At 64.8% G+C, this 25,385-nt stretch carries 21 protein-coding genes; 9 read left to right on the top strand and 12 right to left on the bottom strand.

All coding sequences use genetic code 11. The annotated features are described in order from the left end of the window. Positions 1-30 precede the first annotated feature (30 nt). The 6 genes from L1787_RS11800 to L1787_RS11775 form a co-directional block, all read right to left on the bottom strand. Positions 31-1,233 (bottom strand): ABC transporter substrate-binding protein, encoded by a 1,203-nt coding sequence (locus L1787_RS11800; protein WP_235709051.1) that lies wholly within the window; start codon positions 1,231-1,233, stop codon positions 31-33. A gap of 42 nt (positions 1,234-1,275) precedes the next feature. Beyond that, the gene (locus L1787_RS11795) at positions 1,276-1,989 is read right to left on the bottom strand and encodes an ABC transporter ATP-binding protein (protein ID WP_235709050.1); all 714 of its coding nucleotides are present in this window, start codon (positions 1,987-1,989) and stop codon (positions 1,276-1,278) included. After that, complete coding sequence (locus L1787_RS11790; RefSeq protein ID WP_235709117.1) at positions 1,982-2,749, bottom strand: ABC transporter ATP-binding protein; 768 nt, start codon at positions 2,747-2,749, stop codon at positions 1,982-1,984. The genes L1787_RS11795 and L1787_RS11790 overlap by 8 nt, the downstream gene beginning before the upstream one ends. A 397-nt stretch (positions 2,750-3,146) precedes the next feature. Beyond that, a complete protein-coding gene (locus tag L1787_RS11785) occupies positions 3,147-4,226 on the bottom strand; it encodes a helix-turn-helix domain-containing protein (RefSeq protein WP_235709049.1) in 1,080 nt (359 codons plus the stop codon). Between the two features lie 82 nt (positions 4,227-4,308). Then, positions 4,309-6,273 (bottom strand): multiheme c-type cytochrome, encoded by a 1,965-nt coding sequence (locus L1787_RS11780; RefSeq protein ID WP_235709048.1) that lies wholly within the window; start codon positions 6,271-6,273, stop codon positions 4,309-4,311. Positions 6,274-6,367: 94 nt separating this feature from the next. Next, positions 6,368-7,984: an arylsulfatase gene (locus L1787_RS11775; protein WP_235709116.1), complete on the bottom strand. Its 1,617-nt coding sequence runs from the start codon at positions 7,982-7,984 to the stop codon at positions 6,368-6,370. A gap of 503 nt (positions 7,985-8,487) precedes the next feature. On the opposite strand from L1787_RS11775, the gene L1787_RS26040 reads away from it, so the two are divergent. Further along, entirely contained in the window at positions 8,488-10,455 is a 1,968-nt protein-coding gene (locus L1787_RS26040; RefSeq protein ID WP_235709047.1) for a mechanosensitive ion channel family protein, read from the top strand. A 158-nt stretch (positions 10,456-10,613) separates the two neighbouring features. On the opposite strand, the gene L1787_RS11765 is transcribed toward L1787_RS26040, so the two are convergent. The 3 genes from L1787_RS11765 to L1787_RS11755 form a co-directional block, all read right to left on the bottom strand. Further along, positions 10,614-11,807 (bottom strand): extracellular catalytic domain type 1 short-chain-length polyhydroxyalkanoate depolymerase, encoded by a 1,194-nt coding sequence (locus tag L1787_RS11765; RefSeq protein WP_235709046.1) that lies wholly within the window; start codon positions 11,805-11,807, stop codon positions 10,614-10,616. 42 nt (positions 11,808-11,849) lie between these two features. Further along, positions 11,850-12,233 carry a ribbon-helix-helix domain-containing protein gene (locus tag L1787_RS11760; protein WP_235709045.1) on the bottom strand — a complete coding sequence of 128 codons (384 nt, stop codon included), beginning with the start codon at positions 12,231-12,233 and terminating at the stop codon, positions 11,850-11,852. Positions 12,234-12,781: 548 nt separating this feature from the next. Continuing rightward, the gene (locus tag L1787_RS11755) at positions 12,782-12,991 is read right to left on the bottom strand and encodes a cold-shock protein (RefSeq protein WP_235709044.1); all 210 of its coding nucleotides are present in this window, start codon (positions 12,989-12,991) and stop codon (positions 12,782-12,784) included. A 401-nt stretch (positions 12,992-13,392) separates the two neighbouring features. Between L1787_RS11755 and L1787_RS11750 the strand changes: the two genes are divergently transcribed. The 3 genes from L1787_RS11750 to L1787_RS11740 all read left to right on the top strand — a co-directional run bounded on the left by L1787_RS11750 (position 13,393) and on the right by L1787_RS11740 (position 14,962). Then, positions 13,393-13,566 carry a hypothetical protein gene (locus L1787_RS11750; protein ID WP_235709043.1) on the top strand — a complete coding sequence of 58 codons (174 nt, stop codon included), beginning with the start codon at positions 13,393-13,395 and terminating at the stop codon, positions 13,564-13,566. After that, the gene (locus L1787_RS11745; RefSeq protein WP_235709042.1) at positions 13,563-13,853 is read left to right on the top strand and encodes a hypothetical protein; all 291 of its coding nucleotides are present in this window, start codon (positions 13,563-13,565) and stop codon (positions 13,851-13,853) included. The genes L1787_RS11750 and L1787_RS11745 overlap by 4 nt, the downstream gene beginning before the upstream one ends. A 131-nt stretch (positions 13,854-13,984) precedes the next feature. Beyond that, positions 13,985-14,962 carry a fatty acid desaturase gene (locus tag L1787_RS11740; protein WP_235709115.1) on the top strand — a complete coding sequence of 326 codons (978 nt, stop codon included), beginning with the start codon at positions 13,985-13,987 and terminating at the stop codon, positions 14,960-14,962. A gap of 407 nt (positions 14,963-15,369) precedes the next feature. Here the strand turns inward: L1787_RS11740 and glsA are convergent, their stop codons facing one another. The 3 genes from glsA to gad all read right to left on the bottom strand — a co-directional run bounded on the left by glsA (position 15,370) and on the right by gad (position 19,518). Then, positions 15,370-16,314 (bottom strand): glutaminase A, encoded by a 945-nt coding sequence (gene glsA, locus L1787_RS11735; protein WP_439648282.1) that lies wholly within the window; start codon positions 16,312-16,314, stop codon positions 15,370-15,372. Positions 16,315-16,398: 84 nt separating this feature from the next. Next, positions 16,399-17,955: a glutamate/gamma-aminobutyrate antiporter gene (gene gadC / locus L1787_RS11730; protein WP_235709041.1), complete on the bottom strand. Its 1,557-nt coding sequence runs from the start codon at positions 17,953-17,955 to the stop codon at positions 16,399-16,401. 162 nt (positions 17,956-18,117) lie between these two features. Further along, positions 18,118-19,518 carry a glutamate decarboxylase gene (gene gad / locus L1787_RS11725; protein WP_235709040.1) on the bottom strand — a complete coding sequence of 467 codons (1,401 nt, stop codon included), beginning with the start codon at positions 19,516-19,518 and terminating at the stop codon, positions 18,118-18,120. Positions 19,519-20,410: 892 nt separating this feature from the next. Between gad and nikA the strand changes: the two genes are divergently transcribed. Genes nikA through nikE form a run of 5 tightly spaced genes read left to right on the top strand, consistent with a single transcriptional unit; the run spans position 20,411 to position 25,366 of the window. Beyond that, positions 20,411-21,985 carry a nickel ABC transporter substrate-binding protein gene (gene nikA, locus L1787_RS11720; protein WP_439648281.1) on the top strand — a complete coding sequence of 525 codons (1,575 nt, stop codon included), beginning with the start codon at positions 20,411-20,413 and terminating at the stop codon, positions 21,983-21,985. A 3-nt stretch (positions 21,986-21,988) separates the two neighbouring features. Beyond that, positions 21,989-22,933, top strand: a complete 945-nt coding sequence (gene nikB, locus L1787_RS11715) for a nickel ABC transporter permease subunit NikB (RefSeq protein ID WP_235709039.1) — start codon at positions 21,989-21,991, stop codon at positions 22,931-22,933. Beyond that, positions 22,930-23,799 carry a nickel ABC transporter permease subunit NikC gene (gene nikC / locus L1787_RS11710; protein WP_235709038.1) on the top strand — a complete coding sequence of 290 codons (870 nt, stop codon included), beginning with the start codon at positions 22,930-22,932 and terminating at the stop codon, positions 23,797-23,799. The genes nikB and nikC overlap by 4 nt, the downstream gene beginning before the upstream one ends. Beyond that, positions 23,796-24,584, top strand: coding sequence for an ATP-binding cassette domain-containing protein (locus tag L1787_RS11705; protein ID WP_439648280.1), 789 nt, complete (start codon positions 23,796-23,798; stop codon positions 24,582-24,584). Before nikC ends, L1787_RS11705 begins: the two co-directional genes overlap by 4 nt. Then, the gene (gene nikE / locus L1787_RS11700; RefSeq protein WP_235709037.1) at positions 24,581-25,366 is read left to right on the top strand and encodes a nickel ABC transporter ATP-binding protein NikE; all 786 of its coding nucleotides are present in this window, start codon (positions 24,581-24,583) and stop codon (positions 25,364-25,366) included. The genes L1787_RS11705 and nikE overlap by 4 nt, the downstream gene beginning before the upstream one ends. Positions 25,367-25,385: the final 19 nt, after the last annotated feature.

Below are 25,385 nucleotides of genomic sequence, written 5' to 3'. Positions count from 1 at the left end.
CGCCGGACCCCTGGGGCTAGCGCGCTCGGCTCAGTTGGTGACGAGCGGGCAGGTGCTCTTGTCGAGCGGCTGGAAGGCCTCGTCGCCGGGGATGGTGGCGAGGATGTCGTAGTAGTCCCACGGCCCCTTCGATTCGTCCGGCGTCTTCACCTTGACGAGGTACATGTCGTGCACCATCCGCCCGTCCGGCCGGATCTTGCCGTCGGCCGCGAAGAAGTCGTTGATCGGCATGGTCTTCATCTGGTCGACCGCCGCCTTGCCGCCGTCGTCGTCGATCTCGGCGACTGCTTTGAGGTAGTGCGCGACGGCGGAGTAGACGCCGGCGTGCACCATGGTCGGCTTCTGTCCGTTCATCTTCTCGGCGAAGCGCTCGGCGAACTCGCGCGAGGCGTCGTCGCGGTCCCAGTAGAAGCCCGTCGTCAAGGTCAGGCCCTGCGCCACGTCGAGGCCCAGCGCATGGACGTCGGTGATGAAGCCGAGCAGCGCTGCGAGCTGCTGGCCGCTCTGGACGATGCCGAACGAGTTGGCCTGCTTGATGGCGTTGGTGGTGTCGCCGCCGGCATTGGCGAGGCCGATGACCTTGGCGCCCGAGGCCTGCGCCTGCAGGAGGAAGGACGAGAAGTCGGTCGTCGACAAGGGATGGTTCACGGACCCGACGACCGTGCCGCCGTTGGCCTCGACGACCGCGGCGGTGTCGGCCTGTAGCTGATGGCCGAAGGCGTAGTCGGCGGTGAGGAAGAACCAGGTGTCGCCGCCGCCCTCGACCACCGCCTTGCCGGTGCCGACGCTGAGCGCATAGGTGTCGTAGGTCCAGTGCACGAAGGTCGGCGCGCACTGGGCGTTGGTGAGCGCGGTCGTGGCCGCGCCGCTGTTGAGGAACGCGGTGTCGGTGTCGGCCGTCACCTGCTGCACGGCAAGCGCCACGGAGGAGGTCGGCACGTCGACGATCACGTCGACCCCGTCCTGGTCGATCCACTGCCGGGCGACCGAGGAGCCGACATCGGGCTTGTTCTGGTGATCGGCCGACAGCACCTCGACCTTGAGGTCCCCGCCGAAATCCTCGACCGCCATCCGGGCGGCGACGACCGAGCCCTCGCCGGAAAGGTCGGCATAAAGTCCCGAGCGGTCGTTCAGGACGCCGATTTTCACCACGCCGTCGGAAATTTCCGCCTGCGCCGTGGTGCCGAGTACCATGATCGCGGTGGTTGCCATCGCCAGTTTCATCAGCCGCATTCGTGTTCCTCCCTTATTGTTCTGATCCGGGGCCGGTTGGCGTCAGACCCCGAGAAGTTCGTAGAGTTCGCCCATGCGGGCGTCGATGTCGTCACGCGAGAACTGTTCGACCACCCGCCCGTGCTCGATGACATAGTGCCGGTCGGCAAGGCGGGCCGCGAAGTGGAAGTTCTGCTCCACCAGCACGATCGTAAAGCCGCGCTCGCGCAGTCGCTCAACGCTCACGCCGATTTGCTGCACGATCACCGGGGCGAGGCCCTCGGTCGGCTCGTCGAGCAGGAGGAGCTTGGCGCCGGTGCGCAAGATCCTCCCAATCGCAAGCATCTGCTGCTCTCCGCCCGAAAGGCGCGCGCCCGAAGCGCCCTTGCGCCGCTCTTCGAGGTTGGGAAACAATTCGAAGATCTCCGCGAGCTCGAGCCCGCCGGGCTGGACCGCCGGTGGCAAGAGGAGGTTCTCCTCCACCGTCAGGCTCGCGAAGATGCCCCGCTCCTCCGGGCAATAGGCGATGCCGCGCCGGGCGATGCGCTCCGGCTTCATCGCGATGATCTCCTCGCCCTCATGGAGGATCGAGCCCTGCCGCTGGCGGATGAGACCCATGATGGCGCGCAGCGTGGTCGTCTTGCCCGCGCCGTTGCGCCCCAGGAGGCTCACCACCTCGCCGCGGTTCACGTCGAAGTCGACGCCGTGCAGAATGTGTGATTCGCCGTACCAGGCGTTGAGATCGCGGGTGCTGAGGACCGGTTGCGGCTCAGTCACCGCCCGTTCCCATGTAGGCTTCGCGCACCGCCGGATCGTTCGACACCTGTTCGTAGGCCCCCTCGGCGAGGATCTGTCCGCGCTGCAGCACGGTGATGGTGTCCGATAGGGTCGCCACCACTTCCAGATTGTGCTCCACCATCAGGACCGTCCGGTTTTCGGACACCTTGCGGATGAGGTCGGACACGCGGGCGATGTCCTCGTGCCCCATGCCGGCCATCGGCTCGTCGAGCAGCATCAGCTCCGGCTCCAGCGCCAGCGTCGTCGCGATTTCGAGCGCGCGCTTGCGGCCATAGGGCATCTCGCTAGCGATGGTGTCGGCGTACTGCGACAGCCCGACCGCCTCGAGCAGCTCGCGCGCCCGCCCGTGCAGGCGATCGAGAACGCGGGTGGGCTTCCAGAACGAGAAGGTGAGCCCGGTCGGCTGCTGCAGCGCCAGGCGCACGTTCTCGAGCGCCGTGAGATGCGGGAAAACGGCCGAGATCTGAAACGAGCGGACCAGCCCCATGCGCGCCACCGAGCCTGCCGATTGGCGCGTGATGTCGCGCCCTGCATAGACGATGGAGCCGGAGGAGGGTTGCAGGAACTTGGTGATGAGATTGAAGCAGGTCGTCTTGCCGGCGCCGTTCGGCCCGATCAGCGCGTGGATCTCGCCCTTGCGAACACGAAGACTCACCCCGTTCACTGCCACGAATCCGGCGAATTGCTTCGTCAGATCATGCGTTTCCAAAAGATAATCGGTCACAAGATGGTCTGTCATGTACGCGACAACATACTCTACACCCCAGAGGCCGTCGAGCCGCGTTGATGCGGGCGAGGAACCCGGCGATCCACTTTCGTCTCCCCGCGTCGCGAGGCCGATCTCTTCGAGGAGATCATGCCGCGTGATGCGGCCCTCGCGACGCGCGCCGGATTTCTTCGTCAGCATCATCCGCCATGCCTTCGGCGAAAGGCGGAGTGGGACGCGGCGGCCAAGGACAGCGGCAGCAATGAAAGACGGTGCGCCTCATTGAGGACGCCTTCCATCAGGCTATGTGGGACGTGGAGGGCTGAGCGATGGCGCGAATGTCCAGATCAATGGTCAAGCCGCTCCCCTTCGGCCCCAAGCTGGTGCTCAACCAGTGGATCGCCAGCCTGTTCGGTTTCGTCGCGTCGCGCTACTCCGCCGCTCCGGCATAGTCCCCTGCCGCGAACGGCGGCCCGCTTTGGCGACGAACGGCGGCCTTGAACTGCGAGGGGGCGCAGTTGTTGCGGCGTTTGAAGGCACGCGTGAAACTCGCGTGGTCCTGGTAGCCGAGGTCGAGCGCGATCTCGATGATCGACATGTCGGTTTCCCGAAGCAGCTGTGCGGCCCTGGCTTGGCGGGCCTCTTCGAGCACCTCGCGGTAGGTGTATCCCTTTTGGCGCAGTCGCCGCTGGAGGCCCTGCGTGCTGAGACCGGCCAGCGTTGCGGCGCCCTCGATATCGCTCTTGCCGTCAAGCAGGCGCATGGCGACCAGCGCCGAAAGGGTTCGCGCCGGTTCGCCCGCATTCTTCATCACGGTATCGGCGACGAGCTCTCGAAGCGACACGACATGTTTCGGCCTGGGGACGCCGGGGTCGAGCCGCGCAGACAGAGCGGCTATCGGCACGGCAACGCCCGCGCCGCGGATGTCGCGTTTGCCGTGGGCCGGCACTTGCAATTTGTCTTCAAGCAATGCCGCAACGCCGTCCCGATCGTCGAAGGTTTCGATCCACGCCGGAAGCCACGATCGCCCGAGGTAGGCGCGGATGAAATCGATCATCGGCGGCAACGTGTGCTCAGCATGGATGGCCGATACGGCGTCCGGCTTTGGCGGGGTGTATCTCAGAACCATGTGCCGTCCGACGGGAGTGAACTCCATCGCCGGCCCGGTGTGCTGGACCCAGCTCGTGCCGGCCAGGCGTCCCAGCGCTTCGCCGAGTGTCGGCGCGTTCAGGGCATAAAGCGCATACGCGCCGTAACCCTTGTGCTTCATCCGCTCGCCGACCGTCAGTCCGAAGAGGCGATCACTGCTGTGTCTCGCGCAGCGGTCGAAGATGCGCTGCATCGCCGACACCGGCATCGGCATGTCGGGGGTGCTCAGTATCTTGATCGGCACACCCTCTGCCGCAAAGATCTTGTGGAGTGCCGCTTCCCCCTCTCGATCCTGGAAGATAGCCGGCAGCGGGCCAAAGCCGGAAACCCGCGTCAGAGGAATAGAAGGATGACCCGGCATACATCTTTATAAATTTTCGTCACATAATCTTTATTACGTCATATTTCAAAATAATTTGCAAGAATGCCAAATTTGACGGTGGTCAGGGCTGCTCGGCGGGCTTCGGCCCCAGCTGGCCGGCAAGCGTTCGCAATGTCGTGTCGAACGGGTTGGCCTCCAGCGCAGCTTCGAGAATGTCCCAGGCCGCAGCCGTATCACCCCTTGCCGCGGCGATGCGCACTTGCATGACCCACGCCTCCGTCCGCTGCGGATCCATCTCGGTCGCGGTGCGGAATGCATTCATCGCGGCATCAAAGTCGCGTCGGGTCAGCGCCATCCCTGCGCGTTGGAGCTGGGTCTCGGGATAGTCGAGGCGGGTCTCGATCGCCGCCTGCCATTCGGCCTCCGCACTCGCCTGTGCGCTTTGCGCCTCCGGCGGCAGCGTCTGGCCGAGGAGCGTGCGGGCGGCGGCAATGCGCACGTTGAGCCGCTCGTCCTCGAGCAGCGGTCTCAGCCGGTCGGTGCGTTCGGGCACCGGTGCGAGCCGCTGGACGTCGACCGCGGCTGCCCGCACGAGGGGATCGGGGTCGGCGAGGAGCGCGGCCGTCTCCGTCGCAGCCTGCGGCAGGCCGGATCGTGCCACCAGCCAGAGTGCGGTTGCGCGAACGATGCCGGCCATCTCGTCGTCGCGTGCAAGCGCGATCAGGTGACCCGCGGCCCAGGACGGGTTGGAGCGCCCCGCCGCAAGGATTTCGCCGTAGTGGGTGCCGCGATGGTCGCTGGCCGGGAAGCGCTTGGCGATTTCAGCCGCAGCCCATGCCGGCTGGCGGTCCGTATGGCAAGAGGTGCAGGCGTCCGACGCCCCGGTCCGCTCCGCGAGGTCCGGTCGCGGGATGCGGAAGGAATGATCGGCCCGCCAGTCATTGCCCATGTAGACTTTCTCCGCCATGTGGCAGTTCTTGCATGCCGCCCCAGGCGTGTCGGTCTCATGAAAATGGTGCGAGGGGCTGTCATATTCCTTCTTCGCAAGGGTCGGAAAGCGGGTGTTGCCGGCCGGGTTGTGGCACTGGGTGCAGACCGCGTTGCCATCGGCGCGCAGACGGGTGCTGTGGGGGTCGTGGCAGTCGCCGCAGCTCACGCCTTTGGCGTACATCTTGGACTGAAGGAACGAGCCGTAGACGTAAACTTCGTCCTCGATCTGACCGTCCGCCTGATAAAGGCCCGGCAGGAGGAGCGAGAGGTTGTAGGCATCGTGATAGGGGGTGCCCGGCGGGGGAGTGCCCTCCGTCAGCGGCTCGCGCCGCGAGTGGCAGCCGGCGCACTGCTCGAGTTGGGTGGTGCGCTCGCCAAGGTCGATCGGGAAGCCCCCGTTCGCCGGCGCGGGATTGTCACTCGACGCTACGCTCGCAGCCGCGTCCACCCAAGCAACGTGCGCGCTCCCCGGTCCGTGACACGCCTCGCAACCGACGCCAATCTCCGCCGCCTTGGACGCGAACGTGCCGGCCGCCGCGTCGAAGCCTTTTTCAAATCCGGTGGCATGGCAGACGGCGCAGCGGCCGTTCCAATTCTTGTAGGGGCCGCTCCAGTGCATTCCGTCGCTGGGCGAAAGGTTGGTGCCGGGGTAAAGGTGAAACCAGCGGTCCTTCTCCGTGTCCCACACCACGTCGAAGCTCTGGAGCCGGCCGGGCTCGGTCTCGAAAAGATATTGTTGCAGCGGCTCGACACCGATGACGGAATGGACCGGATAGGTGCGCTGTGTGCCGTCCGCTTCCGTGACGTCGGCGACAGGCGTGCCGCCCGGCGAGGTGGTGAAGCGCGCGCGCATCCCTTCGCCGACGAACGCGGAGCCTGAAAAATCTGCACTGATCGCGCCGTCCGAGGGAAACGTCCAGGCGAGTGCGTGGTCCGACCCCTCCCATCGCAGCGCTTCGGATTGGTGGCAGCCGACGCATGTCGCGGAGCCGGCATAGGTCGCCGGCGCGGGCTGTTCGGCGCGGCCGTTGCCGTACACGGCGACCGAAAGAACCGTGATGCACGCGATGAGCCAGAGGATGACGGTGGTGCGCACGTGAGGCCCTTACTTCGACCCTTGGCTGCAGGATACATCGCAAAAAAGCGCGGGAAGGCTCTTGGCCTCCCCGCGAACACGGTGGCGTAAAAGATCAGTCGCGGCCGTGGTGCTGGTTGTTCTTCATGTGCTTCACCTGCTGCACGACCTGGTCGAGGTTGTAGCTCTCCGGGTCCTGCATCGGCGGGAAGTCCACGTAGGATTCCAGCTCCTTCAGCCAGAGCGCCTGGCCGAGCGGCAAGAGGTTCCAGTCGTACACGTAGGCGGTGGCGGGGGCGGCCAGCGCGCCGGCGACACCGAACAGCGTCTTGGTCTGCGTGCCGATCGCGGTCTCGAACGGATCGCGCTTGATGTTCACAACCTGCGTCCAGGCATAGGTCTGCACGCCGTGGATGAAACCGTTCGGATCGTCAGACACCATCGCGAAGTACATCTTCCAGTTCTTCCAGCGAACCGCCGAGGGCTGGGAGCCGGAGTAGTAGAAGAAGGTGTCTCGAGCCGATTCCTCGGTTTCGCCGGTGAGATAGTCGAGCTGGTTCACACCGTCGAGCGTGGTCTTCTTGATGCCGGGATAGCTGCCGGTTTCGATCTGCGACTTCAGCTCGTTGTCCTTCGGGCCGCCGGCGATTTCCACCAGGGTGGGGAGCCAGTCGAGCGAGGCGAAGATATCGTTCTTGACCGTACCGGGCTTGATCTTGCCGGGCCAGCGGATCACGAGCGGCGCACGCATGCCGCCTTCCCAGGTGGACAGCTTGCCCCCCTTGAACGGGGTCACGCCGCCGTCGGGGAAGGAGATCGTCTCGGCACCGTTGTCGGTCGTGAAGACCAGGATGGTGTTTTCGAGCTCGCCCATGTCTTCCAGCTTCTTGATGACAAGGCCGATGTTGTCGTCAAGCTGCTTCATTCCGGCTTCGTTGACGCCCCAGTCCTTGCCGCCCGGCTCGCCGACCATGCCCAAATACTTGTCCGACAGCATCGTCGTGACGTGCATGCGGGCGGGGTTGTACCAAACGAAGAACGGCTTGCCGGTCGACTCGGGATCGTTCCGGTCCAGGAAGTCGATGACCTTGGCGGAGATCTCCTCGTCGATCGTCTTGGAGCGCTCCAGCGTGATCGGCCCCTCGGGGCTGCACGTCTGGTTGGCGGCCGTGCCGTCGGAGGAGGTGCAGGACAGCACCGGGCGAGGCGGCGTCAGGCAGATCGTGGTCGCCGGATCGACCGCGTTCGGGTCCTCCTCGAGTCCGGGGATCGGCGTGTTCTTGCATGGCGGCGCGACGGTCTGCTCATTGACCGACTTATTGATGTCCGGGAAGCTGACACCCTGCATCGCGTCGAGGTGGTAGAGGTAGCCCCAGAACTCCTGGAAGCCGTGCGCGGTCGGCAGGGCGTCGGTGTGGTCGCCGAGGTGGTTCTTGCCGAACTCGCCGGTGGTGTAGCCGAGGTCGTGCAAGAACTTGGCGATGGACGGCGTGCCGGGCCGCAAATACGAGGGGCTGCCCGGAAGCTGCGGGGGGATCATCCCGGTGCGGATCGGCGTCATGCCGGTGAAAAAGGCGTTGCGGCCGGCCGTGCAGCTTTGCTCGGCATAGTAGTCGGTGAACATGGCGCCTTCTTCACCGATCCGGTCGATGTTCGGCGTCTCTCCGACCATCAGCCCACGGTGATAGATGGAAGGCTGCATCCAGCCGATGTCGTCGGCCATGATGAACATGATGTTCGGCTTCTTGTCCGCGCCGGCTGCGGGAGCGGGAGTCGCCGCACTGTCTGCCGGAGCGGGCGTCGTGGCGGTGTTTTGCGCATGCGCGACCCCGCCAAGGGCGATCGTGGTCGCAACCGCCAGGGTCATCGAGAGTTTCAAAGGCTTATCTCCTCCGTAAGAACGCCGGAAAGGCCCGCCTTACTGAGGGGGCCGACCGAGGCCGGAAAGCGACAGGAAAGCCTTCGTAGACCCGTGGTGCCGCTCAATCTTTCGACCGCTTGCGTTGCTATGCGAGGGGCTCTTGCGGCTCTTTGCATTTCGCGTCAGGCCCATGAACCTCCGTCAATGGTCGCGCGTCTGAAGGAGTCTATTGGAGAGTTCGGCCGGACGTGAAACGTTGCGCCGGGTCGGACGCGCCGGTGCGCATCCAATCCGTGCCGACGTGAAATGCAAAGCGCCCCACGCAGCGTCGCGCTAAAGTGGTTCAGCGCAACGCTCACATCACGTTGAAACCTGTGGCCGATATTACCATTACTGTTCCACCCGGAACGTCTGCCGAAGAGCTCTCCCGGATCCACGCCATATTCCCGGACGCGGGCTTCGTTGCCCCGGCGGCCGCAGCGGCAGGACCGCCGAGCCTGGACGATGCGCTGTCATCGGCCGTGGTCGCGGCCCGCTCCTTTCCCGCCGAACTCGCGCAAGCCCTCTCGGCGGCCGGTGGAGTGGACCTCTTCGTCTATACGGCTCTAGCCATTCTCGCCGGCGCAGTGGGCGAACTCCTTGTCCGGCTCGTCATGCCGGGCGGCGCGAAAAACTTTGCGGCCCCCGCGGGCAGCCACCGCTTTCGCGATCGCGTCCCGCGGGCACTGCGCTTCGTCATCACACGGGCGATCGCGCTCCTGGTGTTTGCCGTGGTCGCGGTCGTTGCCGGCCGGCTGATGTTTCACAGCGAGGAAGCGCGCATCCTCGGCCGCCACATTCTGACCGCCATCGTTTTCGCGCGGGTCATCATCCTCTTCGTGCAGGTGTGTGCGGCGCCCGGCGCGCCGGAACGCCGCCTGATGGGATTGTCGGAGGCGGACGCGCGTGTCTTCAGCCGCGCGGGTCTCTTCATTGCCGTTGCGACGGGGCTCATCGGCGCGCTGCGTGGCTTCGTCTCGTTGGCCGCCGGCACCGGCGCCTCGGGCGAGCTCGCCCGCGTGGTTCTCGCCATCCTTCTGGGCGCTGCGACCATCACCTTTTTCCTGTGGATCCGCCGCCCGGTCGCCGACCTTATCGGCCGGTCGATGACGGCCGGCAGCGACAGCGCCTCGGCATGGGGCGCCCGTGTCGCCCGGCGCACCATCACACTCTACATCCTGCTTGTGCTCGTCGATGTGACGTTGAAATCGCTCGGCGCGCTCGGACTTCTCGGGCCGGCCGCAGCCGCCGGTGCCGGCTCCACCGTCTTCCTGCTCGTCCTTGCACCGCTCGCGGTCGCCGGTCTCAGACTCTGGGCCAGCGAGCTTGATCCAGGTGAGCAGACGCCGGTTGTCCTCGGCGCCTTCGCCCTCGTGGAAGGTGCGTTGATCATCGGCGTCGCCGCCCTCCTGTTCGTGGCGTGGGGGATCGACCCGTTCGGCGCACCGGGCGCCACCGGACTCGCCGCCATCGTCCCCCGGCTCATGGAAGCGGCCATCGTCGTCATCGTCGGCGTCGCGGTGTGGCGGGCGGTCATCGGTATTCTGGGCGGCCCGCGGCGGGCCGCAGGAGACGCGGACCCGCCCGCCGAGCACGGCGAAATGGGTGGCGCCGGCAACCGGATGGACACGATCCTGCCGATCCTGCGCGGCACCTCGCTCTCGCTGATCGCTCTGGTGACGGCCTTCACCGCGCTGATGGCGCTCGGCGTGAACGTGGCCCCGCTTCTCGCCTCCGCCGGCGTCCTGGGTCTTGCGATCGGCTTCGGCGCGCAAACGCTGGTCGCCGATATCATCAGCGGCCTCTTCTACCTCTACGAGGACGCCCTGCGGGTCGGCGAATACATCGAGACCGACGCCGGTGGCGGCGCGGTGGAGAAGATCTCCATCCGCTCGGCGACTCTGCGCCATCCGCGAGGCGCGCTCATCACCGTGCCGTTCTCCAAGATGGGCACCATCAAGAACAACAGCCGCGACTGGGCGGTGATGAAGTTCTCCTTCCGCGTGCCTGCCGACACGGACGTCGAGATGGTCCGAAAGCTCGTGAAAAAGGTCGGGGAGGAGATGGCGCAGGATCTGGAGCTGAAGGACGCCATCATCGCGCCGCTGAAATCGCAGGGCGCCATCGGCATCACCGGGCGCAGCTTCGAGATCGGTTGCAAGTTCACCGCGGTTCCCGGCCAGCAGTTCGGCCTGCGCCGGCACGCCTTCGCGATGCTGCAGAAAGCGCTGAAGGAAAAGGGCGTCACGTTGGCCGGGCAGGACATCGACTTCTCGCAACTCGCCGGCTCCCGTCCGGCCTGACCGCCCGGCCCGCCAGCGTCCAGCCGATCCGTTCGATCACAGCGGGGCTGATCGCGACACCGGTCGACGTTACCGCCGTATGCGGAGCGCGCCGATGAGAGCGCCCCGCGGGATCCTATCGATCGTCGCCCGGCCGGCCCCGCGGGGCCAGCACAGGATTAAGCCGATCCGTCCGCGGCAAGGAAGAAGCGGATCATTGCGGCCGACGCATCGGGACCGTCCGGGTCGGTGTAGGAGCCGGCCTCCGATCCCCCCGCCCACGCATGACCCATCCCCTCGACAATTCGCATCTCCGCGACGACGACGCCGTCCCGCTCGAGCCGATGCACGGTCTCCGATCGCCCGTTCGGCGAGCCGGCGATCCGCTCGACGCTGCGCCGCCCCACGGGCAACCGGTCCTCCATCGCATCGAAGATCGACGCGGCGTTGCTGGGGACCACGGTCTTGTCGGCCGTGCCGTGGACGATGATCAGCCGCGGATGGGCGTCCGTCGCCGGCCCGGCTCGGAGCGGGCCGCCGCTGCCATTCATGGCCGAGAACGCCGACATCACGTCGGATGCGGCACCGTAGCCGAGCCCGGAGTGGATCCCGACCGCATCGTAGACCTCCGGATAAGTCGCCGCCACCACAGCCGCCATCGCACCGCCGGCTGACAGACCGGCGACGAAGACCCGGCCGGAGGCGATGCCGTACTCGTCCCGCAGCGCCGTCGTGAGATCCGCGAGAATGGCGGGCTCGCCATCGCCGCGGCGTTGATGGTTCGGGTCGAACCAGTTCCAGCACCCGGACATATTGGCCCGCCGTGACTGGCCCGGATATGCGACGAGGAGCCCGTGCTCCGACGCGAGACGGTTCATGTCCGTTCCTGCGGCAAAGTCGTCCGGATCCTGGTTGCAGCCGTGCAGCATCACAATGAGGCCGTTCGGCACGCCCGACGTCGTCGCCGGGACGTAGAGGCGGTAGTCACGGCTCCCCGCGCGCCCTTGGAACGTGCGCGAGATGAACCGCGCGTCGGCCGGGGCTGTCCGTGGTGCAGCGGGGCCGTGGGAGGCAGGGCTTGGCGCACGTCGCGCCTTGAGCATCGTGACGACCTTGCCGAGCGGGTAGGTCGGCCGCCCGGACGACTGCGGCTCGCCGCTCGAGACCCGCGCCGTCGCAAGCCGCGGCACGCCTGAGGGGTCACGCGGCGCGACGTTGCCGGGGGGCACTGGCGCGGCCTCTGCGTCGGGAGTGAACGCACTCGGGCCGCCGAGATTGAGGGCGGAACGGATGATCGCCGTCGCCTGTTGAGGCTGTCCGTCGCGCACGGCGGCAGTCGCCCGACGCATGGCCGAGGTCAGGTGCTTGTTCATAGACGTCCTTCGCCGGCGATGGCCGGCAGTACGAGTGTCCCGTCAGGCGATGCGGTCGGCGATCGCGGCCTTCACGTCCCGGCTCGCCTGGAGCGTACCGAGAACGGTGATCGAAGCGATCGTGGCCGCGGCGAGATCCGGCGTGACGTCGGCTGCGATCCGCATCAGCCCGACGACCTTGATGTGAAGCCGCTCGCCTGCCGCCCGCGCCGCTTCCAGCTCTTGCCTCGTGACGTCGCGCAGGCCGAGATCGAGCATGTGACGATCGATCGCTCGCGAGACCTCACCAGCGTGCCCGGTGATCTGATTGCGGATTGCCGTGCGAATGAAATCGGTCCGGTTCTGGTAGAACCCTTCCTGGACGAGCAGATCGATCCGGCCAAGGTCGACCGGACCAAGGTTGATCGTGATCTTTTCCGTTTCCATCCGCGCTCGACCAAAGGCCGCCTCTCACCATCCCACTGGATGGTATATGGATGGTAAGCGGAGGGTTGGCAAGAGGAACGTGAGGCGCGCGCCAAGCTGGGGCGGCCAAGCCGTACCGGACATCAAGCCATACTCGCGAGGCCGCTCGTCGGCACGAGGGTGAGAGCGGGCGCCATCCAGGGGGCCGCAGCAGGCTCAGCGCGTCCCGCTCCGACAATCCGCACGCGAGCTCATCGCGATGCTCATGGGTGGCGCGACGCACGCGTGGGCGGATATTTTCGTCCCGGGGTGCTGGCTGGATCGAGGTTGACCGGGCGAGCGGCACGGTCGCGAGCCGCAATCTCATTTGCGTCGCGACGGCGCGTTCAGCCGCACGCGCTGCTCCGCTCAAGGCGCCGTCCAGCCGAGCGGCTGGCGTCTCTTCGGGGTGTTCGTGAACGTGCCCGTCATGCGTCCAGGCGGCTGAAGTGCATCGCCGGCATCGATCGGGTCACAAAAAAAGGAGAGCCCGGGCGGGCTCTCCTTTCGCGTCGTCAGTGAGCGCTCGCTCAGTCGACGAGCTGGAGGTTCGACGCCGACTCGCGGCCGTCGCGACCGCGCTCGACATCGAAGGTCACCTTCTGGCCTTCATCGACGCCGCTAAGGCCGGCGCGCTCGACGGCGGAGATGTGAAGGAAGACATCCCGCGAACCCGTCTCCGGCTGGATGAAGCCGAAGCCCTTTTGAGAGTTGAACCACTTCACGGTGCCATTGGTCATCGTGTTTCTCCAAAGAAAATTGCTGCCCGCCGAATGCGGCAGCCTGGCTGCAGTCAGAGCAAAAATCGTGAACTGAAGCCGTTTGGAGACAGTGTTCGATTATTGTAACTTAGCCAAACACATATGCACCCCCCGCCCTGCGATTGCAAGCAAAAGATTTTCTGCCATAAACCCGCCGTTACCACATCAGTAGGCGGCCGAACTCGGCCTGCCGGAGCGGGATATAATTCCAATCCAAAGATTGGTCATTGCGCTTTGTCTTTTTCTCCCTAGATATTGAACTGGACAGTAGCCGATCTGGCTCGCCGCTCTTCTTCGTTTAATCTTCATCGTTCGGAACGGCCGTCTTCGGTCGCGCCTGACGGGCTGCGTTCATCGCATGCCTATGCAAAGGAATTCGTGTGGCGAAAAGCCAGAAGCGAGCAGAATCGATGCCGAAGACCGCAGACCCAGCCGCCAAGACGGCGAAGAAGGTTGCCGGCCCGAAATACCTCCGCGACTCCATGACCTCCGCTCCCACCGCGACCAACATGACCGGCAAGGGCAAGACGCCGCGCGGAGGCAGCAAGGCATGACCGGCACTGGCGCCACCGACGCCGTGGAGACCATGAGCGAGGCCGACTATCAATTGCCGGCAGACCTCTTCGTCGCTCGCCGCGTGAATTCCAAGCGTGGCGGGCTTCACTACCACCGCTTCGTGACCGCCGCCGAAGCGATCAAATTCGCGGGCGAGAATTACTCCCCTCTGCGGCCTGAGGACCTCGTCATGTCGGTCGGCAACAAGCGCTTCAATTTTTCTGCGGTGAAGTTGATGCGCCATCGCGCAGACGCGCAGCTGAACGCTGCGGAACCGGACCGGTGAACGACAGAGCGATCGGTGCCGGCGGCTCCCCGGCCGATCCGGGAGGGCAGCCACCGGCGACGGCAGCCTCCCACCGGCCTCCCGCACTCGATCGTCCGAAGGCACAGGATCCGCGCGCGCTCAGCCGGGCGCTGAAAGCCTATGCCGCGCCCGACATGGGCCGAAGCCTCTTCGAGGTCGCAATCTCGGTCGCGCCGTTTGTCGGGCTATGGTTCGCGATGTGGCTGGCCCTGACCAGCGTCGGCTACGCCCTGACGCTACTGCTCGCCGTGCCGGCGGCCGGCTTCCTCGTGCGCATCTTCCTCATCCAGCACGATTGCGGCCATGGCGCCGTGTTCAACCGGCAATCCGTCAACAACTGGCTCGGCCGGGTGCTCGGCGTGGTGACGCTGACACCATACGACCACTGGCGCCGCACGCACGCGCTCCATCACGCCGGCTCCGGCAACCTCGATCGCCGCGGCATCGGTGACGTCGAGACGCTGACCGTGCGCGAGTATCTCGCGCGGGGCCGGTGGGGCAGGCTCCAATACCGCCTCTATCGGCATCCGCTCATCCTGTTCGGCGTGGGACCGTTCTTCGTCTTCCTTCTGCATCATCGGCTGCCGATCGGCTTCATGCGCGCCGGTCGCATGCACTGGGTGAGCACGATGGGCACCAACCTCGCCATCGCCGGTGCGGTCGGCGGGATGGCGTGGGCCATCGGCATCGTGCCATTCCTGATGATCCACCTGCCGGTCGTCCTCCTCGCCTCCGCGGCCGGCGTCTGGCTGTTCTACGTCCAGCATCAGTTCGAAGAGACCCATTGGGACGCGTCAGACCGCTGGACGCATCCGACGGCTGCACTCAAGGGAAGCTCGCACTACGACCTGCCCGCAGTCCTGCGATGGGTCACGGCGAATATCGGCATCCATCATGTGCACCACCTGTCGAGCCGGATTCCGCACTACCGACTGCCTGAGGTGCTGCGCGACTTTCCCGAGCTTCGGGAGGTCAACCGCCTGACATTCGCGGACAGCCTGAAATGTGTCCGCCTGATGCTGTGGGACGAAAGCCACCGGCGCCTGGTGCCGCTGCGTTCCCTCCGTGAGGGTCCGGCGATGCCGTGAGAGTTGGCGACGCCATCTGGCCGGCGCCTCCTGTCACGCGAGCGTTTCAACCTCCGACAGCGCAAGGATGTTCACGACAAGTCTGGGCGACTGAGGCGGGGGTTCGCCGGGCCGATCGCAGCCACCATTCTCCTTGCGTGCTTTACCGTCGCCATCGCCTCGGACGCTTGGGCGTAGGATGGCCGTCGGCGAATGCCGGTCACGCTTTCGAGTGGAACTGGCGCGCCCTGCGATACCGGATTCCGGCCCGACCCCCAGGGCAAAGCATGCGCTCAGAGCGCCCTCCCCGAAAACGCGTACACAACGGGCCGGGCGTATGGTGATGGGTGGGGGCGCCCTAGAGCTTGACCGGAATTCTAACGTTGAGATGACGATAAGAGTGCGTCTGTATACGGCCAGATCACGCCTCAAGCCGAGAAGAGGTCGAGGTTGAGACTTTTCGCAACCGCGGAAATACCGGCGAGCGCGCGCACGCTGTTCCCAGCCTCGTCGAGTGGCGGTGCGAAGGCCGCGATTGCGAGCTTACCGGGGGCCACCGCCAACATGCCGCCACCGACGCCGCTCTTGCCAGGCAAGCCGACAATATAGGCGAAATCGCCGGAGAACGTGTAGAGACCCTCCATCATCATCTCGGCGAGGATGGGCGGCACGTTGTCCTTGGATACCACCCGCTCACCCGTCTTCGGGTTGACGCCACCGTTGGCGAACGTCGCCCCCATGGTCGCAAGGTCCACCGTGTCGAGGAGTGTCGAACACTGACGGGTGTAGATGTCGAGCGCCTCCATCGGGTCGGAGTAGCAGGTGCCCGCCGAATAGAGCAGCCACGCGATCGCGCGGTTGTGGAAGTTGGTGGTCTGCTCCGACTGGTTCACCTCGTCCGACAGCGACAGCGGACGCCCGGCGAGGCGGGACTGCATGTCGAGAATCTTGTCCCAACGCGCATCGGCGGTCGCCCCCTCGACGAGGCTCGCCGTAGCAATGGCACCGGCGTTGACGAGCGGTGACATCGGCTTTCCCTGAGCCAGCTCCAGCGCCATCACCGAGTTGAACGGCAAGCCGGTCGGATCCGAGCCCACCTTCTCGCGCAGCGCATCCCGCCCGATCGTCTCCATGATGAGAGCGAGGGTGGCGACCTTGGAGATGGATTCGATGGCGAAGGCGAAGCGGCTGTCGCCCGCCTCCACCACCGTTCCCTCCCGCGTCACCACCGCGAGGGCGGCGAGCCCAGACGGTACCGACGCGAGATAGGGGATGTAGTCGGCGTTCTTGCCGCCATCCACCTGCAGCATCGCCTGATGTGCGGTGTTCACGGCAGCGGTGATGGCCTCGGTGTCGGGAATCGGAAGCGTCATGTCTTACGTCTTTCTGGACAGGGTCATCGGTATAAGAGGGGCTCCGCCCACCTGGCCTCCGAAGGCCAGGCGGGCGGGCGAGCGTCAGTTGTCGCGCGGCACCAGGCGGTGCGTCGCCCGCGCCCTCGGATGCATGAAGAAATGACCGAGCGGTGCGTTGTGGGTCTTGATGTGCACGAGGTCGACCTGCGGCACCTTCCCGGACTTGTTGTGCAGCGCATAGATGATGAACGGGATCACCAAGACGACCAGGAACGAGATCCCGAGGGCCTCGACATAGTGCTCACTCCCTGCCGCACCGGGCAGGCCGGTCGGCGGGAAGAACGACACCACGAAGGCGACCAGCGAGATGATGAAGCCTGACAGCGCGACCGCCATCTTCACTTTGGTTCCGCCGGGAATCTGATAGCTACGCTTCAGTTCCTTCTGCTTCAGCGCCAGCTTCATGTACGCGAGGAACAGAAGGAAGTAGGTCATCAGATAGAGAACGACCGTCAGCGCCAGGGCAATGAGGAAGGCCATGTTGCCGCCGCCCATGTTGGTGAAGACGATCATCGCAATCGTGGTGAGGGCGAGCTGGAAGATCACCAGCGGCACCGGCACGCCGTGCTTGTTCACCTTCGCCATCGGCGCCGGCAGAATCCCCTTCTGGGCGGTCACGTACATGCCGCGCGAGGGGCCGACGATCCAGGCCGCGATCTCGGCCACCACGCCGAGGATGAGGAGCGCGGCGATGATCCGCACGATCCATTCGAGCCCTGGCCCGTAGGTCAGAATCAGCGCGTTGAAGGTCTGCACCACGCCGGCACTGAGGTTGATCTGATCCTTCGGAATCACCGAGGCCACGGCAAGACCGCCGATGGAGCTCAAGACGATGGCGCAGATCATCAAGAGGAACATCGCCAGCGGATAGTCGCGCGAGGGGTTGCGCATCTCGTTGACGTGCGTGGCCGAGGCCTCGACGCCCATGTAACTCAGGATGAAAGCGACGAAGACGACCAACGTGCCGAGCTGGGTGAAGTCGGGGACAAAGGTGTTCGCGCTCATCTCGATCTCCAGCGGCGCGCCGCTGCTGATGTGGAGGATGGCGAGCGCGACGAGGATTGCCAGCGGCAGGAGGATGCCGCCGAAGAAGCCGAGCTTTGCGATCTGCGCGGTGTAACGCGTGCCGCCAAACTGGCTGAAGGCGAGGACCCACAAGATGATAAGACCGGCGATGGTCTTCGTCACCGGGTCATTGTTGAGGGCGGGCCAGGCGAGGATGTAGGAGAGCGCGCCGAGCACGAAGTAGATCATCGGCAGGAAGCCGATTGCGATCTCCAAATAGGTGAAGGAGATCGCCGCGAAGCCCCATCGCTCGCCGAGCGTGTTGGAGACCCAGGCGAAAACGCCGCCCTCCTCCCAGCCTTCGACCGTCGCCATTTCCGCCGCGCAGAGCGCCACGGGGATGAACCAGAGAAGGCCACCGACGAGGAGGAAAAAGACCAGGCTGAAGCCCGACGTGGCAAAGGTCGGATATTCGTAGACGGCCATCACCATCGAGGCGGTAATGGCGAAGAAGCCTATCAGGGAGAGTTGCTTAGGAGCGACTGCGGTGCCCGAGCTCCCGGCGGGGGCCACCGGCTTGGGTTGGTCTGACATAATCACCTTCGTTGCGTGGATGGGTGCCATAAGGTCTGGGCCGCGGCAGGAGCGGGGCCGGAACACGCCCATCGCTCTCGTCCTCCCGTCGAGCGAGAGCGAGCCGCTTCATGTCCAGCGCGAGGGCCCGGCCGCATCCGGTGCGACCGGGCCGATCGAGGTTCAGTTGTGGGTGTAGGCGGCCCGCTCTTTTTCGGTCAGCGGCTGGGCCACCGGCCGTTTGTCGAAGCCTTCGATCGCCCGCTTCATGTCGTCGATCAGCAGCTGCGCCATGTCCATGGACACGCCTTGCCGCACCATGACCCGCATGATTGGAATGTCCGACGCGTCGTCGATGAGATTGAAGGCCGGCACCTGCCAACCCCGCTCCAGAAGCTTCGCCGACAGGTCGAAGAGAGAGTAAGGCAGCTCCGCCCCGGTTTTCACCCGGAAGCAGACCGCGGGAATGCCCGCATGCGGATCGCCAGTGTTGATGAAGTCGAACGGGCCGAGCTTCTCGACCTCCTGGGCGATGAACTGGGCCGTTTTGTAACAAGCGTCTTGAACACGCTGGTACCCGTCGCGACCGAGGCGGTTGAAGAGATAATACTGGCTGACGATCTGCCCCGCGGGACGGGAGAAGTTGATCGCGAAGGTCCCCACCTCCCCGCCGAGATAGGGGACTGAAAAGATGAGATCGTCCGGCAGATCCTTCGCGTCGCGCCACACCACCCAGCCAACGCCGAGAGGCGCGAGCCCGTATTTGTGACCCGAGGTGGAGATCGACTTCACCCGCGGCAGGCGGAAGTCCCAGACGATATCGGGCGCACAGAACGGAGCGAGGAAGCCTCCAGAGGCGCCGTCGACGTGGATGTCGACCGAAAGGCCGGTGTCGGCCTCCAGCTTGTCGAGCGCGTCAGCCAGCGGCTTCACCAGCTCATAGTGCCCGGTGTAGGTGACTCCGAGCGTGGGGACGACTGCGATCGTGTTCTCGTCCACGAGCTCGAGCATCGACTCCGGGTCCATCTGGAAGCGGTCGTGAGTCATCTTCACTTCGCGCTTCTCGATCTCCCAATAGCGGCAGAACTTGTCCCAGCAGACCTGCACCGGACCGCAGACGAGGTTCGGCTTGTCGGTCGACTTGCCTTCGGCCTTCCGCCGCGCCTTCCAGCGCCACTTCGCGGCCATACCGCCCAACATGCAGGCCTCAGACGACCCCGTGGTGGACGTGCCGACGGTGTTGGCCGCGTCCGGCGCATTCCAGAGATCGGCGAGCATGTGGGCGCAACGCGTCTCCAGCTCGGCGGTCTGCGGATACTCGCTTTTGTCGATCATGTTGCGGTCGATCGAGCGATCCATGATCTCGTGGATCTCCCGCTCTTCCCACGTCTGACAGAAGGTCGCGAGGTTTTGCCGTGGGTTGCCATCGAGGAACAGCTCATCCTCCACCACCTGGAGGATATCGCGCGGATTCTGTTCGTCGGCGGGGAACCGGTACTTTGGCAGCGGCTTCGACAAATCGCGGGCCGCGTATGTCGTGTCGAGCAATTTGTGACGAATATCGTCTCGTGCAATCAGCGTCATGCCAGGTCACTCCAGATCGTTCGTTGCCAGAATGCAACCAACGACGACATCTAGTCAATAAAGATTTCACGAAGAGATTGAACCAATTTAACAGGCTCTCTTTTTTGTAATTACATACTGGACGAAATAAATACTGGACCTTACCGCATAAATTTGTATTCACGAATATCCCATTTGGGATAATTATCGCTGATTCCGGCATAATTCGTCGGACCACGCGGCTCCGGTGATCGCCGCGTAAAATTGACGTATAATTGGCTGATCCGAGCTAGGCTCATGATCACGGCGCGATCACTCTAAGCTTTCGCGGCCCGATACTGCCCCCAGCACGCGGCACTGATTGGAAGTTTCGGCAACACCCCTCCCTATCTCGCACAACTCCAAGCATCGTTACTTGTTTTATTGAACGAAATAAATCTCATCGAAATCCACGCCCTGATCGAAAGACGCTAAATTCATTCGCCGTACAGCGGGGTAAACCACATCAACGATAAACCGCTTCCACAACGCGCGAATGTCTTCGACTGAGACTCAAGCCCCGTGAACACGATCCGTTAAGGCGGATCCAATTCCACGATCGCTGAAAGAAAGGCGCCATGATCCATGAGCATTTTGGGCTGAACGAGGCGCAGTTCGAGCGGGCGGCTCCCGAACAATGCGAACATGACCATGACGGTCCACACAATATTCTGAAACATCTTACAAATAGATCTTCAGAAAATCCGTCTCGCTTTCCATTTCACGGAGTCGTGGAGCGATGCACCCAACGGCGCCTCAGCCCGACTGCATCGGCAACCCTTACCTAAATCCAATGAATCCGACGCCCATCCCTTGACCCGGTCGGTATGATTTTCATAGGAATAGCTCATACCATCACGCAACCGAGTCCAAGATGCCCCGCTGGATAATCCATGCCGCCGTCCTGCTTCTCACCATTGGTGCGACGCTCGGAACGGGGCGCGCCGAAAGCCGCCTCGCCATGTCCTGGCCGGTCGATATCGGCCCTCTCAATCCGCACCTTTACTCTCCGAACCAGATGTTCGCGCAGGCGATGGTCTATGAGCCGCTGGTCAAGTACCAGGCGGACGGCACCTTGGCGCCGTGGCTCGCCGAACGCTGGACGATCTCGGACGATGGACGCGTCTATACGTTCACGCTGCGAAAAGACGTCACCTTCTCGAACGGGGAGCCGTTCGACGCCGCGGCCGTGGTCGCGAATTTCGGCGCGGCGCTCGCGAATCTCCCACGCCATGCCTGGCTCGAACTCGCGAACCAGATCCGCAAAGTCGAAGCCGTCGATGACGGCACGGTGCGCCTGACGCTCGACGACCCCTATTATCCGATCCTTCAAGAGCTCGCTCTGCCGCGTCCCTTCCGGTTCATCGCTCCGTCCCAATTCGTCAATGGCGGCACGGTGGACGGGATCGTGGCGCCCATCGGCACGGGGCCGTGGGTGCTCGCCGAGTCCCATCTCGGCGAAAATTATGTCTTCCGCAGGAATCCGACCTATTGGGGCGACCAACCGACGTACGACAGCGTCGACGTGAAAATCATCCCCGACCCGAATAGTCGCGCGATCGCGTTGGAAACGGGAGATATCGATCTCGTCTATGGGGCCGAAGGCCCCGTCTCGCCCGACACGTTCGCGCGATTCCAGGCGATGGGCGCGTTGACCACCGCCATGTCCGCGCCGCTCGAAACGCAGATGGTCGCGATGAACAGCCAGCAAGGGCCCACCGCCGACCGCGCCGTTCGCCGCGCGATCAATCATGCCGTCGACAAGGACACGATGATCGAGACCGTGCTCTACGGGACGCAGACGCGGGCCGACTTCCTCTTCGCCCCGAACGTTCCCTATGCCGATATCGGCCTGACTCCGTACGCTTATGATCCCGCGAAGGCCGTCGCCCTTCTCGAGGAGGCCGGCTGGCACCTCGAACCCGGTCGAAAAGTGCGCAGCCGCGACGGCGAGCCGCTGGTCATCGAGCTCTGCTTCGTCGGCAATGACGCCCTCGCCAAATCGATCAGCGAAGTGCTTCAGGCCGAACTCTCGAAGGTCGGCATCGGGATCACGTTGGTCGGAGAAGAAGCCAGCAGCATCTATGCCCGGCAACGGGACGGCCGGTTCGGGATGATCTTCAACCGCACCTGGGGCGCGCCCTACGATCCGCACGCGTTCGTGAGCTCGATGCGGACGCCGGCCCATGCCGACTATCAGGCGCAGCTCGGCCTCGCGGACAAGGCGGAGATCGACGCCGCCATCGGCGCGGCCCTGATCTCGACCGACGCGGAGGAGCGGCAGGCGATCTATCGGCAGATCCTCACCCGCCTCCATGACGCGGCGATCTATCTTCCGCTGACATACGTGTCGGCGATCGCGGTCGCTCGGCCCGAGGTCGAAGCGGTGTCGTTCGGCGCAATCGCGAGCGAGATCCCGTTCGACCGCTTTCGCCCGGCGACGCAGTAACCGATGCTCGGCTTCATTGTCCGGCGGGTGCTTCTGCTGCCGCCGATGCTTCTCGGCGCGTCGCTCGTGATCTTCCTGCTCCTGCGCCTCGGGCCGTCGGACCCCGCGATGGACTATCTCCGCCTCTCACGCGTTCCGCCGACAGCTGAGGCCCTGGAGGCGGCACGCGCGCTGCTCGGCCTCGATCGCCCGATCGCGGATCAGTATGTCGACTGGCTCTGGAACGCCGTCCATCTCGATTTCGGGGTGTCTTATGCGCTGCAGCGGCCGGTATTGCCGGATCTCTTATATTTCCTCCCGGCCACGTTGCAGCTCGCGGGCGTCGCCCTTCTCCTGACGCTCACGATTTCCATACCGCTCGGCGTGTGGGCCGCCCGCCACCGCGATGGTTGGCCGGACCAGCTCGTGCGCGTCATCGCCTTCTTCGGCGTCTCGATGCCGAATTTTTGGCTGGGCTTCCTGCTGATCCTCCTGTTCTCGGTGCATCTCGGCTGGCTTCCGGCGATGGGCCGTGGAGGGGTGGCCCACATCCTGATGCCGGCCGTCGCCATCTCGTTGATGTCGCTCTCGATCAACGCCCGTCTCTTGCGCGCGAGTATGCTGGAGGTCGCCGGGCAGCGTCACGTCACCTACGCCCGGCTGCGCGGCCTGTCCGCCGGCAAGGTGGAGCGAACGCACATTCTCAGAAACGCGCTTTTGCCGATCATCACCGCGACGGGCATGCACATCGGCGAACTGATCGGCGGGACGCTCATCATCGAAGCGGTGTTCGGGTGGCCGGGGATCGGCCGTTATGCGGTCTCGGCCATCTTCAACCGCGATTATCCGGTGGTGCAGTGCTTCACGCTGCTGATGGTCGCGATCTTCGTCGTCTGCAACCTCATCGTCGACATCGTCTATGCCTGGGCGGATCCGCGCATCCGCATGTCCGCATCGGGTATGCGATGACCGCAATCGTCCAATCACGCGCCGCATCCGTCGCCGGCTTCTGGCGCGATTCCGGCTGGGCGGTCCGGGTCGGGATCACCGTCGCGGTCGCCCTCGTTCTCGTGGCGGTGTTCGCCCCCGCGATCGCGCCATATGACCCGGATGCGGTGAATTTGACAGCGCGCCTCCAAGGCCCGAGCGCGGCCCACTGGTTCGGAACGGATCATCTCGGCCGGGATATTCTCTCGCGGCTCATCGCCGGTTCCCGTGTCTCGTTGGGCGCGGTCGCGATCACCTTGTCGCTGATCCTGGCGCTGGGCATCGTCATCGGCGGAACGGCCGGCTTTATCGGTGGGCGAACCGATCAGATCATCATGCGGCTGACCGACATTTTCCTCACCTTCCCCACGCTCGTCCTGGCGCTCTTCATGGTGGGCATACTCGGCACCGGGCTCGTCAATGTGATCATCGCCATCGCCCTTTCACATTGGGCCTGGTACGCGCGGATCGTTCGCGGCATCGTCCTTTCGCTCACCCACCGTGACTATATCCTCGCCGCCCGCATGGCCGGGATCACGCGGTGGCGCATCTTCGCGCGCCACCTGCTGCCGGCGACGGTCGCGCAGCTTCTCGTCCTCGCCACGCTCGATATCGGGCACATCATGCTGCACGTCTCGGGCCTGTCCTTTCTCGGTCTCGGCGTGGTCCCGCCGACGGCCGAATGGGGCGTGATGATGTCCGACGCGCGCCAGTTCGTATGGACCGAGCCGCTTTTGATGTTCTGGCCGGGCCTCGCGCTGTTCGTGAGCGTCATGGCCTTCAATCTCGTCGGCGATGCGGTGCGCGACCGGCTCGACCCCAACGTTCGCATGGAGCACGGCCATTGACCCCCGCACGCTTGACCATCCGCGACATCACAGTCGAGACGTGGCGCCACGGCACGACGACGCGCCTCGTTGACGGGGTGTCGCTCAGTCTTGCGGCGGGCGAGGTCTTGGCCCTCGTCGGCGCCAGCGGCTCGGGCAAGTCGTTGACCTGTGCGGCAAGCCTCGACGTCCTGCCGCCCGGCACCAGACGGACGACGGGCACCGTCGCGATCGACGACCGCGAAACGGGCTTCGCCGCCCTGCGCGGTCGCCTGGTCGCGAGCATCATGCAAAACCCGCGCAGCGCCTTCAATCCGGTGCGGACCATGCGCGACCATGCGATCGAGACCTTCCACGCCTTGGGCATCGGCCGAAGCGAATGGCGGCCACTGATGGAAGCGTCGATGAAGGAGGCCGGCCTCGACGATCCGGCCGGCCTCCTCGGCCTTCATCCATTCGAGATGAGTGGCGGAATGCTGCAGCGGATGATGATCGCCCTCGCGCTCGCGAGCCGTGCCCCGTTCCTTTTCGCCGACGAGCCGACGACGGACCTCGATCTCATCGTCCAGCGCGACATCCTCGATCTGCTCGACCGTCTGCGCGAACAACGTCGGCTCGGGATCCTGATCGTCACCCATGACATGGGTGTTGTCGCGCGGCTGGCCGATCGGGTCGCCGTGATGGAATCCGGCCGCATCTGCGAGACCGGCCCGGTGCGGCAAATCTTCGAGCGACCCGCCGCGCCGACCACCCGGCGCCTCGTCGAGGCCCATCTCTCCCTCTATGGCAAAGCACTCGCCGCATGAGCCTTTTGTCGGCGCACAACGTCAGTCGCTTCTACGGAACGAAGACCTTCGCGGGTGGCGGGCGGGAGAGGCCCGCCCTTTCCAAGGTCTCGATGACCATCGAGGCCGGAGAGACCGTGGCCCTTCTCGGGCGGAGCGGCTGCGGGAAGAGCACACTGTCCCGGCTTCTCGTCGGCCTCGACACGCCGGACGAGGGCGACATTCGCTTTCGGGGCGAATCGCTTCGATCTATGGGCCGTGCGGGTTGGCAAGAGCTGCGGCGAACGGTTCAGATGGTTTTTCAGGACCCGATCGGCGCGGTCGATCCGCGCGCCACCGTCGGCGACATCATCGCCGAACCGCTCCGCCCGCTGTGCGGCCTCGTTGGCCGCGCGGCGCGGGACAGGGTGCACGAACTGCTCTTGACGGTGGCGCTACGGGCGGACGATGCGGACAAGCTTCCGCAGCAACTGAGCGGCGGCCAGCTCCAACGCGTCTGCATCGCTCGGGCATTGGCACCGCGGCCGCGGCTCGTCATCCTCGACGAGGCGGTCTCCAATCTCGATCTACACCTTCAGATCCGAATGCTGGACCTTTTCGCCGCCCTACAGCGCGATCACGATATTTCGTTTCTCTTCGTCACCCACGATCTTCGCCTCGTGGAACGCATCTGTTCCCGCCTCCTCGTGATGGATGGCGGCCGAATTGCGGAACGTGCGCCCGTGAACTCCCCTCTTGAGCTCGCGTCTCCAGAGGGGAAAGCTCTCGCCAATGCGATCCTCCCCGCCCTTCCGCTGCGCTGAGGTGCAAAGGCGAAGCTTC

Origin of the sequence: Acuticoccus kalidii (genome assembly GCF_021556395.1) — a bacterium.
In the GTDB taxonomy this organism is placed as follows: domain Bacteria; phylum Pseudomonadota; class Alphaproteobacteria; order Rhizobiales; family Amorphaceae; genus Acuticoccus; species Acuticoccus kalidii.
The sequence above is the reverse complement of the archived record's forward strand: the minus strand, read 5'-3'. Positions and strand labels throughout refer to the sequence as shown.